11 protein-coding genes and 1 pseudogene are annotated in these 13,823 nt (G+C 36.8%); 4 read left to right on the top strand and 8 right to left on the bottom strand.

Annotated elements, in window-relative coordinates:
• Positions 1-131: 131 nt before the first annotated feature.
• Entirely contained in the window at positions 132-458 is a 327-nt protein-coding gene (locus IPMB12_RS05860) for an AzlD domain-containing protein (protein WP_166915871.1), read from the bottom strand.
• Entirely contained in the window at positions 455-1,156 is a 702-nt protein-coding gene (locus tag IPMB12_RS05855) for an AzlC family ABC transporter permease (protein ID WP_166915869.1), read from the bottom strand. The genes IPMB12_RS05860 and IPMB12_RS05855 overlap by 4 nt, the downstream gene beginning before the upstream one ends.
• Before the next feature lie 79 nt (positions 1,157-1,235).
• Between IPMB12_RS05855 and IPMB12_RS05850 the strand changes: the two genes are divergently transcribed.
• Positions 1,236-2,327, top strand: coding sequence for a YcbX family protein (locus IPMB12_RS05850; RefSeq protein WP_166915867.1), 1,092 nt, complete (start codon positions 1,236-1,238; stop codon positions 2,325-2,327).
• A 106-nt stretch (positions 2,328-2,433) separates the two neighbouring features.
• Here the strand turns inward: IPMB12_RS05850 and IPMB12_RS05845 are convergent, their stop codons facing one another.
• Positions 2,434-3,018 carry a cell division protein ZapC gene (locus IPMB12_RS05845; RefSeq protein ID WP_166915865.1) on the bottom strand — a complete coding sequence of 195 codons (585 nt, stop codon included), beginning with the start codon at positions 3,016-3,018 and terminating at the stop codon, positions 2,434-2,436.
• Between the two features lie 591 nt (positions 3,019-3,609).
• On the opposite strand from IPMB12_RS05845, the gene IPMB12_RS05840 reads away from it, so the two are divergent.
• Positions 3,610-4,755: a YjgN family protein gene (locus IPMB12_RS05840; RefSeq protein ID WP_166915863.1), complete on the top strand. Its 1,146-nt coding sequence runs from the start codon at positions 3,610-3,612 to the stop codon at positions 4,753-4,755.
• A gap of 105 nt (positions 4,756-4,860) precedes the next feature.
• On the opposite strand, the gene IPMB12_RS05835 is transcribed toward IPMB12_RS05840, so the two are convergent.
• The 4 genes from IPMB12_RS05835 to xylA form a co-directional block, all read right to left on the bottom strand.
• Positions 4,861-5,853, bottom strand: a complete 993-nt coding sequence (locus tag IPMB12_RS05835) for a galactose-1-epimerase (protein WP_166915861.1) — start codon at positions 5,851-5,853, stop codon at positions 4,861-4,863.
• A 133-nt stretch (positions 5,854-5,986) separates the two neighbouring features.
• Positions 5,987-7,168, bottom strand: a complete 1,182-nt coding sequence (locus IPMB12_RS05830; RefSeq protein ID WP_166915859.1) for a XylR family transcriptional regulator — start codon at positions 7,166-7,168, stop codon at positions 5,987-5,989.
• A 173-nt stretch (positions 7,169-7,341) separates the two neighbouring features.
• Positions 7,342-8,799 (bottom strand): xylulokinase, encoded by a 1,458-nt coding sequence (gene xylB, locus IPMB12_RS05825; RefSeq protein ID WP_166915857.1) that lies wholly within the window; start codon positions 8,797-8,799, stop codon positions 7,342-7,344.
• Between the two features lie 109 nt (positions 8,800-8,908).
• On the bottom strand, positions 8,909-10,228 hold the full coding sequence (gene xylA / locus IPMB12_RS05820; RefSeq protein WP_166915855.1) for a xylose isomerase: 1,320 nt from the start codon (positions 10,226-10,228) through the stop codon (positions 8,909-8,911).
• 350 nt (positions 10,229-10,578) lie between these two features.
• Here xylA and IPMB12_RS05815 point away from each other — a divergent pair, with 350 nt between their 5' ends.
• A complete protein-coding gene (locus tag IPMB12_RS05815; RefSeq protein WP_166915853.1) occupies positions 10,579-11,736 on the top strand; it encodes a MalY/PatB family protein in 1,158 nt (385 codons plus the stop codon).
• Between the two features lie 17 nt (positions 11,737-11,753).
• On the top strand, positions 11,754-13,220 hold the full coding sequence (gene nhaC, locus IPMB12_RS05810; protein WP_166915851.1) for a Na+/H+ antiporter NhaC: 1,467 nt from the start codon (positions 11,754-11,756) through the stop codon (positions 13,218-13,220).
• A 99-nt stretch (positions 13,221-13,319) separates the two neighbouring features.
• Here the strand turns inward: nhaC and IPMB12_RS12245 are convergent.
• Positions 13,320-13,647, bottom strand: a pseudogene (locus IPMB12_RS12245) (winged helix-turn-helix transcriptional regulator).
• Positions 13,648-13,823: the final 176 nt, after the last annotated feature.

Raw genomic sequence — 13,823 nt, 5'->3', positions numbered from 1 at the left:
GGATTCCTATTTAAATATAAGTAAATTGAAATAAGCTGGTACGGTGCAATATATCACTAAACTAATACAGAAAATAATAAGAAATATTTATCCTTAAAATTTTCTGATTAACACCAATTATCTTACTTTGATTAAGTAAAGTACCTAACCCCAGCCATAGCAGCCATTCCCACTACCACTATCCACAATAAGTTTTTAGTAATAATCGCTGCAATAATTGTCGGAACTGACGCAATTAATGCGTTTTGATTTATTCCCGGGAATTGACCGTCTTTATGTACCAATAAACTTTGCACAAATAATGCCGTTAAAATACAGACCGGCACATAAGAGAGAAAACGAACTACCACATCAGGAAGTTGTAACTTTCTAATCAACATAAAAGGAATAACACGGGGCAACCAGGTAACAATACCACAACCTAAAATCACCAGTAATGAGTAAGTTGTCAGATTCATTTTTCGATCACCACCCCAATTAAACAACCGATGAGTGTTGCTGCAAGCAGTGCAGCTTCCGGCGACATAAAGCGCATTAAAATAATCAGGATTAACGCAACGCTTGCCATCACAATAAGTAGTTTCACAATCTTCTTGCTTTTATCACCGATCAATTGTAAATAGAGCAGACCGATAAACATAGCAACCAAGGCAAAATCTAAACCAAACGGTTCCGGGTCTGGCAACCATTGACCAATCAGGGCACCTAAAAAGCAAGCCACAATCCAGGATAAATATGCAGTGACATTCAGACCATGCATCCAACTGTCATTTATCGGCTCTTTCTTACTGATGCTGCTCATCGACACGGCAAAGCTTTCATCAGTCAGCAATGAACCAATACCAATGTTATTGAGTAATGAATATCTCTTAAAATGAGGTGCAGTTGCCATACTCATTAAAAAGTGACGGGAATTAATCAAGAATGCGGTAAGAACAATAGCAGAGATTGGACTACCAATTAACATCATACCAGTAATAATAAATTGTGAAGCACCCGCATAGACAATAATAGACATCAGTGTTACTTCTAGCACACTAAGATTAGACGCATTGCCGATGACGCCGGTTGCCAGACCAATACTCATATAACCAAGCACAGTTGGAATACAGGCTTTTACTCCATCATAAAATGTTAATTGACGATTTATATTCATATTTTATACTATCCAGACTAGGCAAAGAGTTGTTATTCTAAATTCTGTTTATTCCATTAAAAAATAATCTAATAATATTATGATCACTGTTAATCAGCTATTTTTCTATCCAGTAAAATCAATGCAAGGTATTGCGTTATCTGCAGGCAATATACAAGAAAGTGGATTTCAACATGACCGTCGGTTTATGGTGACAGAGCCGGATGGAACATTCATTACTGCTCGCCAACATCATCATTTATTATTATTAAAAATTGTTATGCTTGAGAATGGTATAAAAATTGTTGCTCCAAATCAACAGAGTATTGATGCTTATTACTCAGATTTTTCCAGTAACCCAGAACCGACAGAAGTCTGGAATAATCACTTCTCCTCTTATATCGCATCTATTGCAGTGAATCGCTGGTTAAGTAACTATTTACAAAAAGATGTGCAACTGCGCTGGCTGGGTGAACAATCAACCCGTCGTATAAAAAGATATCCGGATGTTTCCCTCTCATTTGCTGACGGTTACCCTTACCTGTTACTTAATCAGGCTTCACTGGATTATCTGCAAAAAATCTGCCCTGAGCAGCTAAATATTGGCAGATTTTGCGGTAATATTATTATTTCAGGCGCATTACCATTTGCCGAAGATGGCTGGAAACAAATTAAAATTGGCGATGTTATTTTTGATCTGGTCAAACCTTGTTCACGCTGTATATTAACAACGGTTGATACTCAGTCTGCTATTGCCAGTAAACTCAATGAACCATTAAATACGCTGCGCCAGTTCCGTAGTGACGAGCAAGGTCAGATCGATTTTGGTATCAATATGATTGCATTAAATAGTGGTACGATTTCAGTGAATAGTCCGATTGAAATCCTTGAAACCAAGCCTGCTAAACAATACCAAAAATCAGCTCCCTTTGAGCCGGAAGCAAGCAAAGAATTCACCATTGACTATCAGGGACAAAAATTCACCGGTAATAATCAACAAACTCTGCTTGAACAACTTGAGCTACACGAAATTAAGATTCCTTATTCATGCAGGGCTGGTATTTGTGGTCGTTGTCAGTTAGTTTTGGAAGATGGTGAAGTGACCCCACTAACAAATAGTGCAGTCAGAAGAGAGAAGAAAATTTTAAGTTGTAGCTGTATACCCAAAACCAATCTAAAATTGTCAAAATAGTCAATATATAACCTTTTGATTTTTAAGCAGTTTTTTCTTTGATGCAATTATATAACTTACTGATTTTATTGAAAAAATTAATACCCTAAATCACTTTAGGGTATTATCAGCAAACCTTACACAGAAAATCGAGTAATAACTCATCTGGTCCGTCATTATCATCACGCTGCATATAGTGCAGATGATTTTTAGACGCCAGTCTGTCATGCATCACTTTTACTGCATCAGCTAAACCAAATTGCTTACCAGCCATAAATAAAGATGGTTTGGTAATCAGACAAAGTGTTGCCGAGTCACCCACGTCCACCGCCAGCAAATCAATTCTTTCACCGGTATCTTGTACGCTCGCCTCAACCAGCTCCCCGATTTTAGGCTGAAAGACCATAGGCTGTTGCACAAAATACCAACTCTTTGGCATTTGTGGTTTTAAATAATTTCTGGCGATTAAGGCATTAAGCACCAGCTCTACTCTGAGCGGCTCAGAAATAGGTAATTTAGCGCAGCTTTCATAGAATTGATAATACGCCGTCGCATCATCAACAGAAAATGAAAAGGTATTAAACGCATCAACAGTCAGCATTTTAGCCGGATAACGAGAACGGAAGACCATCCCGTTTGATAAATCCAGCATCAAACAGTTATGTTCATCATCAAAATACCAACGCCAGTTGTCAGCAGGTCGAATATTCATAGTTAAATTCTCGGTTAAATAATCTACTATATAATAACTAATATTAACTAAAAAATAAACTATTATTTAAAATAAATTAAAATTTAATTATATAAATAATAATAATTTAATTATTAAAAAGGATCTAAATTTAATTAAAAATAAGATCTAATTTAAAAGAAAAAGATCTCATTAAATGATCATAAAAAAACAATTTAAGATCACTTCGCTTTTCGTTTATTGGTTCAATTTGAATATCTAAAAAATTCTGTTACTCATCGTACAGTTACCTGATAAAAACGAGATCAAATAAATAACAAATAAAAAAACAGAGGGATCAGAATAAATTTAAAAATAATATTAGAAGGATCTAAATTGAGGCGAGAAGATCTTTATCATTAGTGCTTTTGATCACTTAAAATACATCTGAGAGATCTAATAAAAAGCATTTGCTGGCAATCTTAGGTAACCCAGTTTAATAAAATAGCTCAGCATATTTATCTTATTATTGCTACAAAAATAAAGCCGATTATTTGTTTTTGATAAATAACAATTTGTATTATACTTGCCTGCGATTTTCTAATATAAAAATGATAATTAATGGATGATTCTATGCAACAAAATCAACACACGGTAAAATTTCACGGGACTCTTGGCGAATGTTTTAAGATTTACTTTCTTAATTTACTACTTATTATCTGTACTTTAGGTATTTATAGCTTTTGGGCCATTATTAATTTAAAACGTTACTTCTACCAAAATATGGAAGTAAACGGTTACCGTTTTAATTTTCATGCCACACCTATTCAATATTTGATCGGCTTTTTAATCGCACTGGCCTTTTATTTTGTTTTTGTTTTTCTTATGTATTTTGCACCAAAGATAGCTCCTATTTTTATTCTTATTGCTTTTTGTTTCCTCCCTTGGTTAATCGTGAAAAGCTGGCAATTCCATATGCGCATGACCAGTTTAAATGGTGTACATTTTAGCTTTAGAGGTGATATTGGCCGTGCTTATTGGGTACTGCTTATTGCACCACTACTGCTTATTTTGGGTTTTGTTATTGTATTTGCAATACTTGCTGGCGGTATTGTTGGTCCAATGATATCTGGAGGGGATTTTTCTCTGTCTGTTATTGCCATTATCTGTCTTCTGTTTATTGCTGGTATTCCACCAATTAGCGCCATCCTGAATTCTATGGGATTGACCTATTTTGTTAATAATATCTTTTTTGGTGAACAAAAGTTTCAGGGTGAATTTAAGAAAAGTAGCTTAATCAAAATTGAATATATTGCATGGTTATGTCAGGCACCATTCTTATTTGCAATATTTAAGTTCTATTTTGATCTGCTTACTTATGTCGTTTATGTCATCTATTATCCAGATATTTATTTAAACCTTATCATCCAGACCACTTTCTACCTGATTCTTTCAATCATTTTTTTTGTGGTTATTGGTAGCGCTTACCGAATGGTGGCAATACGTAACTTTGCCTTTAATCAAACCAGCATTAACGGTATTCAACTCAAATCAACCTTACAAGTCTTACCGTTTATCTGGCTGATGGTCAGTAATCTGTTTATGATTATCTTCACTGTGGGACTAACAATTCCATTTGCCCAGTATCGATTTGTAAAATACCTTGCGGATAATTCACATCTGGTTGGTGATTTTAAAATCGAACAAGGTGATGAAGATGTTAACACCTCTGAAGCTAATCCTGAGTTTGTCACTGATGCAATTATTAGTACCTTATAATTAGCTCTCTATTTACTAAAAACCAGCTCATTAGTAGCTGGTTTTTTTACACAAAAAATCTAGAAATACATAAACCAATATAGCAGCTATATTAATTTTTTTAAGTCACTTTTTACCCACAGAAAACCGGTAAATGGTGGTATAGCAATAAAACTCCTTATCATTAAACCAGCTACTTTGATGTGGCCAGTCAGGTCGATTAGGACTATCCGGTAAAAATTCTGTTTCTATCGCAATTCCTGCATAATTTTGGTAGATACCCATCTTTCCTTTAGTCCCTTTTAAATTATTGCCTGTATAAATTTGTACCGCCGGCTTATTAGTCAAAACCTGTAAAGTCACTTCCTGATCTGATGAAACAAGCACTACTGCAGGCTGTTGTAAATTTTTTGCTGCTGGATTTAATAAATAAGCATGGTCATAACCATTAAGCAATTGCCGATCTTTACTGCGTAAAAAATGCTCGGATATTTTCTGTAATTCCCGCAAATCCATATCACCAGCTGTGACACTTTTCAAATCCGATTCAGGAATCCCTTCCCGGTCTACGGGTAAGTAATAATCAGCATCAACATACAGTTGATGTTCTTTAATATCTCCGCCACCATCCAGATTAAAGTAGGCGTGATTAGTCAGGTTAATAGGTGTGAGTTTATCGGTTGTTGCGATGTAGTTGATTACGACTTCATTTTGCTCTGTAAGCATAAAATCTACAGTGGCCTTTACCTCTCCAGGAAAGCCCTGCTCGCCATTTTCAGACATTAAACCAAAAATAACACGATTCTGCTGTTGATTAATCATTTGCCAGCGCTGAGTATGAAAACCTTGTACGCCTCCATGTAGTTGATGAGTTCCCTGATTTGCGATTAACTGATAGTGAGTAAAATTATGCTGTAAAGTCGCATTTTTAATACGATTACTATACCGACCAATCGTTGAACCAATAAACGCTTCACTATTTTGTGAAACATCAGCACATTGCAGTAAAACATCTCTTATCGAGCCATCAGACAAGGGTAATAAACAAGAGAGCCACGTTGCGCCAATAGGTGAAAACTGCAGAGTCATACCGGAATGATTATGTAATGTAATATTCATAAGTAATGGATAACCTTAGGCTTAATTTATCTTAAGCTCTACCATAGAACAGAATGAATTTATTACTTATTCTGTTTTTTCAGCTATTCATTATGATTTTTAGTTAATGTGATAAGGCTCGCAGAATTACCATTTATATATTCAAATGGTGAGTACCTTGCTCCCGGTACTCTTTTGGCGTTTGGTTATAATGTTTTTTAAATAAAAAATAAAAGTATTGCAGTGAAGGATAACCACACATCTGATAAATCTCATTGATTGAAAGTGTGGTATGTACTAACAAATATTTGGCTTTTTCAAACTTCTCTTCATGAATAACATTATGAATCGTTTTACCCAGTTCTGCTTTAAAGCGCGATTCTAAATTTGAACGAGAAAGCCTGACCTCTGCCAACACCTGCTCTGTTTTGATACCGCTACAGGCGTGGTTACGAATAAAATGAATAGCCTGCATGACATAAGGGTCATGCACGGAACGATAATCTGTAGAACGACGCTCAATAATTGTTTTAGGTCCAACCAACACTCTTGGCATGCCAATGTCTTTATGTAACAACAGTTTTTGTAACATAGAGGCGGCCTTATAGCCCATCTCTTCTGTGCCCTGAGCGATAGTTGAAAGCGTTACCAGCGACAGATAATTAATAATATCTTCATCATCAATACCGATCACACAATATTGTTCCGGGATCTTAAGCCCCATATGGTCACAGGTTTGTAAAATATGACGTGCACGGGCATCATTAACCGCAATAATACCGGTATTTTGAGGTAAAGAAGTAATCCAGTCGACCAACTCTTTTTGTGCTTGCTGCCAGTTATCTAATGTGGTTTCCATCCCCTGATAAATAGAACCAGATAATCCTTTTTTAGTTAAAATTTGATTAAAGGAGTTCTCTCTCTCTGTCGCCCAGCGGCAATATTTACTTGGCGGAATACTATAAAAAGCAAAATCTTTAATTCCTTTTGAATAGAGATGATCAAACGCCTTTTCAATCAGTGCATCATTATCTACTGCCACATAAGGAACGGAAGGATAATCCTGAGGATGACTATAAGAAGCACCAACACCAATAATTGGCATCTCAATATCAGTTAATAAATCGACGATATCAGGATCATCAAAGTTGGCAATGATCCCGTCACCTGTTAATACCGGAAAGTTTTTAAAGTCAGCACGAAAGTCATCTGCAATATAGATATCCCAGTTGACCTGAGTTGCCTGTAGAAAATAGCCAACACCTTTTATAATCTGACGATCGTAGCCTTTATTGGCATTAAACAGCAGAATAATTCTATTACGCTTTTCTTGCATTAAACTTGCCTCAACCAGAATGACCTCGTTTCGCAATTATAGCTTAAAAACGCCGAAGATATAGGTAAGTTACCTACAATTCCATTAAGTTATCAACAAGATTAGATAAAACATATTAATAATCAATCAGTCAATTCAAGTCATTTATTTTGAATAGTACTCAATTAGTTCATCTATAGTTCAAATAATGGCGATATCTGCTGGTAAAGTTTATTAAACAGCACTCTTTTTTGTTGATAATCCTCATAATTAGCCATATTCGGTTCAAAGCTTTGTATTACTTTAGGCTGAGTAATAATTTTATGAATAGGTGTGTCTGGGTGACAAGCAATTTGCGCAAGTTTAGCTGCTCCTAGCGCAGGCCCCACATTGCCGCCTTCACTCAGGGTCAACGTTTTACCTGTCATATCACTAAGCAGCTGGCACCAATAAGTACTACGCGCCCCGCCACCAATAACATTAATTTGGGTTGGTGTAACACCTGTACTGTGTAGTACCTCCATACAATTAGCTAAAGCAAAACTGACACCTTCTAAAACAGCTCTGGCCAGATCAACAGAATTATGCTCATTGGTCATATTGAAGAACACACCTTTAGCGTTCGGATTGTTATATGGTGTTCTCTCTCCGGATAAATAAGGTAAGAAGTAAACAGCCGTTTTTGCTGGCTTAGATGATTCAACTAAAGTTAATAATTCCGCAACACTACTAATATTTAAGGCGTTACAAGCCCAGTCCAGACAAGAAGAAGCAGATAACATTACTGACATTAAGTGCCAGGTATCAGGAATAGCATGACAAAAACTATGAACGGCCTGCTCTGGTTTACTTAAAAATTTATCAGTGACAATAAAATAAACACCGGATGTTCCAAGAGACAGCATCGCTTGCCCTGACTCATATAATCCGACACCAACAGCGCCAGCAGCATTATCTCCACCACCTGCGACCACAGGAGTCTGATTTAATCCCCAACGCTTAGCAACATCAGGCAGTAGCATTCCGGTAATTTCTGTGCCTTCATATAACTTTGGCATGTGGTGACGTGATAAATCACATGCGGTGAGTAATTCATCGCTCCAGTCACGTTTTGCTACATCTAACCACATCGTACCAGCTGAATCAGACATATCAGAAGCAAACTCATTCGTCATTTTATAACGTAAATAGTCTTTTGGTAAAAGGACTTTATCGATCTGAGCAAAAACTGCCGGTTCGTGATGGGCAACCCACTTTAATTTAGGTGCAGTAAACCCGGGCATCATAATATTACCAGTAATTTTTCTGGAATTTGGGACTCGTTGTTCAAGCTCAAAACACTCTGCGCTACATCGGCCATCATTCCATAAAATAGCAGGTCTCAGGACATCCCCTTGCTTATTGAGCAGGGTTGCACCATGCATCTGTCCACTTAATCCTATTGCTTTCACTTCTGTTAGATTAAACTTTTCATTTAATGCCAGCATTGCCAAATCAGTAGCTAACCACCAATCTTCTGGATTTTGTTCTGACCACAAAGGCTGAGGACGAGAAATAGGAACAGGCTGCATCTGTGTATCAAGAATATTTTGCTGTTCATCCATTAAAATTACTTTGACACCAGAAGTACCAAGATCAATACCAATATACATACTTCCCCCTCTCTTTGTTTACTCAATCACTATAAAAATAATGTAGCTCATATCTATTTTAAAGCTCAGGCTGATTATTACCAGCCTGAGCAATGTCTTAATACTCGTGTTATCCAAAAATATAACGGTTTACAAGATTTTCTAAGCGCTCCTGGTCACCACTCACATGCTCCGGATTTAAGTTATTTTTTACTACGTGCTGAGCAATATCTTCCAGAGAGAGTCTTTTCTGTAAAATATCCTGCCCTAGTGATTTATCCCAGCCAGCATAACGTTTGTTAATTTCATTTTCTAACACTTTATCAGTAAGTAACTTAGCGGCACATTTTAAAGATAATGCCATAGTATCCATAGCACCAATATGCCCATAGAATGGTGCATATTTATCAGTACTTTGGCGACGTATCTTAGCATCAAAATTTAAGCCCCCAGTTTTAAAGCCGCCAGATTTTAAAATTTCATACATCACCAGTGTATTTTCTTCAACACTATTAGGGAACTGGTCAGTATCCCAGCCAAGCTGTGGGTCACCACGGTTAGCATCCAGTGAACCAAAAATATCTAAAGATAAGGCAGTGGCAACTTCATGATGGAATGAATGCCCAGCCAGTGTTGCGTGGTTAGCTTCAATATTCATTTTGATCTCTTTTTCCAGACCAAACTGTTTCAGAAAACCATACACTGTAGCCACATCGTAATCATACTGATGCTTAGTCGGTTCTTGTGGTTTTGGTTCAATTAAGATAGTGCCGTTAAAACCTATTTTATGTTTATGTTCAACAACTAATTGCATAAAGCGACCAAGTTGTTCTCTTTCTCTGCGTAGGTCAGTGTTTAATAAGGTTTCATAACCTTCTCTGCCACCCCATAACACATAGTTTTCACCACCCAGCTTTTTAGTCGCCTGCATAGCATTAACGACTTGTGTCGCCGCCCATGAAAACACTTCAGGATCAGGATTGGTCGATGCACCGGCACTATAACGAGGGTGACTAAACGCATTTGCTGTGCCCCAAAGTAACTTAACACCTGTTTCTGCTTGCTTTTGGGCAAGTATATCTACCATTGATGATAAATTAGACATATATTCTTTAACAGACTCACCTTCTGGTGCTACGTCCACATCATGGAACGCATAAAACGGTACGTTTAGTTTTTTGAAAAACTCGAATGCCACTTCTGCTTTGGCTTTAGCCATCGTTAATGGATCACTACCTTTAGCCCATGGATAGTTGAAAGTTGGCGCACCAAATACATCAGAGCCCTGCCAGCAAAAGGTATGCCAGTAACAGACAGAAAAGCGCAGATGTTCTTTCATCGTCTTACCCAGAATAATTTCATCCGGATTATAGTGGCGAAATGCTAATGGATTATCAGACGTGGTGCCTTCATATTTTATTTGGTCAATTTTGTCAAAATAGTGAGTCATGATCAGTTACCTCTAATGAAATGATGATGAAATAAGAACATCCTGAATATTGATGAAAGCATATTAGAAGTAACTGTTCAGATTTGTTATTGCTGTATTTTATATTGTTATTATGAAATTTAATTAACGTGATAAATATCACAATTATTTTGTTTTTTTACTAAGAAGATAAAATTAACATCTTGTTTTTATTGAAATAAAATATTAAAAATGACATAAAAATTAGTTTTCTTGTGATAAGTATCACATAAACCAATTTTCATAATGACAATAAAAGAAATAAGAATAACTTGTTGTCCTGACTGCATAGTATCTTGATGCTAACCAAACTCACATAGTCAGGTAATCTCATGCCAGAATCTCAATTTGAACATGTTATTTCACGTCATGGTAGTTACAGTGCCAAATGGAGTAACGACAATCAATATGTCATTGCTTTATCTGTGGCAGATATGGATATTGCTGCTCCTGATTTTATTGTCAATTCACTGGCAGAATTTGTCCAGAAAAGTATCTATGGTTACACTTTACTGAGTAAGGACTGGAATACAGTGACAGCGGCATGGTTTAACCGTCATTATCACTGGAAGGTTAATCCTGAACATATTGTTTTTTGCCCTCGTGTTGTGCAGGCAGTTTCACTTTATATTCAAAACTACACTCATAGCGGTGACAAAATCACTATTTTATCACCAGCCTATAGCCCGATTAGTCAGGCTGTGGTTGTTAATCAACGCACTTTACTTGAAAGCCAGTTAATCTATGCAAATAATCGTTACCAAATTGATTTTACTGATTTAGAAGAAAAGTTTCGTCAGTCTGTATGTTTTATTTTAATCTCACCACACAATCCAACAGGTACTGTCTGGTCAAAACAAGATTTAATAAAAATTGCCGAACTGGCTGAAAAATATCAGGTCTTTATCATCTCTGATGATGTTCATGCTGACTTTATTTTTAATTCTGAGCAGCATCAGGTTATTTCAGCACTGAGTACTTATGTTGCACAAAACTCTTTTATTTGTACCTCGCCAGCCAAAACATTTAATATTGCCGGGCTGGAAGTGGCAAATATTGTCATTGCTAATGATAAATACCGTCAAAAATTCAAATCCTGTTTAGTTTCAGCTGGCATTCATAATCCGGGTTATTTTTCTGTTCCGGCGCATTTAGCGGCTTACACTCAGGGTGACCAGTGGCTAACACAGCTTAAAACCTATCTGGCTAAAAACCGCAAGTGGGTCATAGAGACTTGCCAACAACATTTTCCACAGTGGCAGGTAACAAATAGTCATGGCACTTATATGCTCTGGATCAATTACAAAAACATGAATATTACCGAACAACAACTGAAACACTGGTTTACAGAGCTGGCTGGTGTAGAAATGAGTTTTGGCTCTGGTTTTGGAGCCAGTGGAGATGGCTTTTTCCGCATCAATATCGCTACACCTCGTTCACTTTTGAACGAGGCATTTGAACGTCTTATTAGTACTTTTCCCTATAAATAGTCAGGAGTAGTATTGAAATGAAAACAACAAATATTAAGAAACCAAGAACACCGACTCTGTTTGAATCTTTATTTCCCATATTATCGATGGTGATTTTACTCGGAGGAGGATATGCCGCTTTTGATTTACCCCCAGAACCCCTTATGGTTTTATCCACTGTCATTGCTGGCTTATTAGTTAAAAGATTAGGCTACAGCTACAGTGAAATCATGGGTTCTATTTCTCAAAAAATTGCCAAAACCATGCCTGCACTACTCATTCTAATTAGTGTTGGTTTATTAATTGGTACCTGGATGATCGGCGGTACAATTCCATTAATGATCTATTATGGTCTGAAAATGATCAGCCCTGCTATGCTTTATGTCACAGCTTTACTTGTTACATCCTTAGTATCTGTGTGTACCGGAACATCCTGGGGCTCTGCTGGTACTATTGGTGTCGCATTTATGGGCGTCGCCATGGGAATGGATGCAAACCTTGCTGCAACGGCTGGTGCTGTTGTTGCTGGTGCTTATTTTGGAGATAAGCTATCTCCTCTTTCTGGCGATACCAATCTGGCTGCGCTTGCTGCACAGGTCGATCTTTATGAACATATGTGGCACTTACTGTATACTACTCTACCATCATTAATCCTGACTGCGATTGTCATGACTGTTTATGGTATGAATAGCGATTTAGGGGCTGAAAGTGTCCCGGACAGAATTACCTTAATTACTGATAGCTTATACAATGTTTATTCATTTAACTTATTACTCCTGTTACCTGTTGCTATTGTTATTTATGGATCAATTACCAAAAAGCCAACCATTCCGGTGATGTTAGTTTCTGCTCTGGTGGCTATGCTTAATGCTTATTTTATTCAGGATTTTGCGCTACCACAGATTATTAAAAGTGCTGTAGATGGCTTTAATGTCAGCATGATCGATGGTGAAGTTCCTGCAATCATTCATAATCTATTAAACCGTGGTGGCATGAACTCCATGATGGGAACACTTCTAATCTGTTTCTGTGCTCTTTCTTTTGCTGGAACGCTGGCCTTGAGTGGAGCATTGGAAGTGATTGTACATAGTTTATTAAAACTTGTTCACTCTACCGGGACGATGATTCTTGCAACAATTACTTGTGGTTTAACTATGATTGGCGTGACGTGTAATGGTCAAATTTCAATCCTGATTCCAATTGAAATGCTACGTAATGCTTATATAGAAAGAGGACTACATCCTAAAAATCTTAGCCGAACAGTCGAAGACTCCGCCACTATTTTTGAACCAATCCTACCATGGACTGCAGCTGGCGCTTATATGGCAGGTACGCTTGGTGTTGCAACTCTTAGCTATCTACCTTGGGCTGTTTTATGCTGGAGCGGTATCTTCTTTGCCATGTTCTGGGGCTTTACGGGTATTGGTATAGCTAAACTAACTAAAGAAGAGCAAGCCGAAATGTTAGCTCAGTCAAATATCGATCTGACAACTGATAAAGCATAGTAGATATCATTTTATATCTCACCTAATATCGTTAATAATCATATTAGGTGAGTTTATTTTGATTCAATTTTCCAAAAAAGCATTTGAATTAAAAATAGCTCAATCCTCAATAATGTACTCTTTATCATCCCGATGCTGATTACCCCATTCACACATCATATCCAGTATTGGAATTAGTGATTTTCCATGTTTAGATAAACTCTATTCAACTTTAGGAGGAATCTGCGGATACTTCCTTGCGAATAATTAAGTTATCTTTTTCTAATTCTTTTAAAGTACTGCTAAGTGTTTTAAAGAAGATATTATCAATACAACGCTTTAATTCGTTAAAACGTATGACGGTTTTATATTCATTTAGCCAATACATAATAACCATTTTGTCTTGGCCATTTGCCAGGTCTAACGTGTAGCCAAACCCAGTTATCAACCACTATTTGCATTTTATGGCTTAGAAGATAATCAAGCTTCAGCAAAACAGTTGAAGAATAGCGCTCAGGAATACCTAACTTATCTGAATTCTTTAAAAAAAATAACCATTTGATTTATTTAAGTATATTTTAAACTCTAATAGTTAGATATAAAAAAGCCCTATCACATCATTGA

The organism is Zophobihabitans entericus (assembly GCF_011745665.1).
GTDB classification, from domain to species: domain Bacteria; phylum Pseudomonadota; class Gammaproteobacteria; order Enterobacterales; family Orbaceae; genus Zophobihabitans; species Zophobihabitans entericus.
The sequence above is the reverse complement of the archived record's forward strand: the minus strand, read 5'-3'. Positions and strand labels throughout refer to the sequence as shown.

What these genes read in the sequence shown, in the direction of transcription:
- nhaC (WP_166915851.1), top strand. Translation starts at nt 11,754, where the DNA reads ATGAAAACAACAAATATTAAGAAACCAAGAACACCGACTCTGTTTGAA.
- IPMB12_RS05830 (WP_166915859.1), bottom strand. Translation starts at nt 7,168, where the DNA reads ATGCAAGAAAAGCGTAATAGAATTATTCTGCTGTTTAATGCCAATAAA.
- xylA (WP_166915855.1), bottom strand. Translation starts at nt 10,228, where the DNA reads ATGACTCACTATTTTGACAAAATTGACCAAATAAAATATGAAGGCACC.
- IPMB12_RS05845 (WP_166915865.1), bottom strand. Translation starts at nt 3,018, where the DNA reads ATGAATATTCGACCTGCTGACAACTGGCGTTGGTATTTTGATGATGAA.
- IPMB12_RS05840 (WP_166915863.1), top strand. Translation starts at nt 3,610, where the DNA reads ATGCAACAAAATCAACACACGGTAAAATTTCACGGGACTCTTGGCGAA.
- xylB (WP_166915857.1), bottom strand. Translation starts at nt 8,799, where the DNA reads ATGTATATTGGTATTGATCTTGGTACTTCTGGTGTCAAAGTAATTTTA.
- IPMB12_RS05835 (WP_166915861.1), bottom strand. Translation starts at nt 5,853, where the DNA reads ATGAATATTACATTACATAATCATTCCGGTATGACTCTGCAGTTTTCA.
- IPMB12_RS05850 (WP_166915867.1), top strand. Translation starts at nt 1,236, where the DNA reads ATGATCACTGTTAATCAGCTATTTTTCTATCCAGTAAAATCAATGCAA.
- IPMB12_RS05855 (WP_166915869.1), bottom strand. Translation starts at nt 1,156, where the DNA reads ATGAATATAAATCGTCAATTAACATTTTATGATGGAGTAAAAGCCTGT.
- IPMB12_RS05860 (WP_166915871.1), bottom strand. Translation starts at nt 458, where the DNA reads ATGAATCTGACAACTTACTCATTACTGGTGATTTTAGGTTGTGGTATT.
- IPMB12_RS05815 (WP_166915853.1), top strand. Translation starts at nt 10,579, where the DNA reads ATGCCAGAATCTCAATTTGAACATGTTATTTCACGTCATGGTAGTTAC.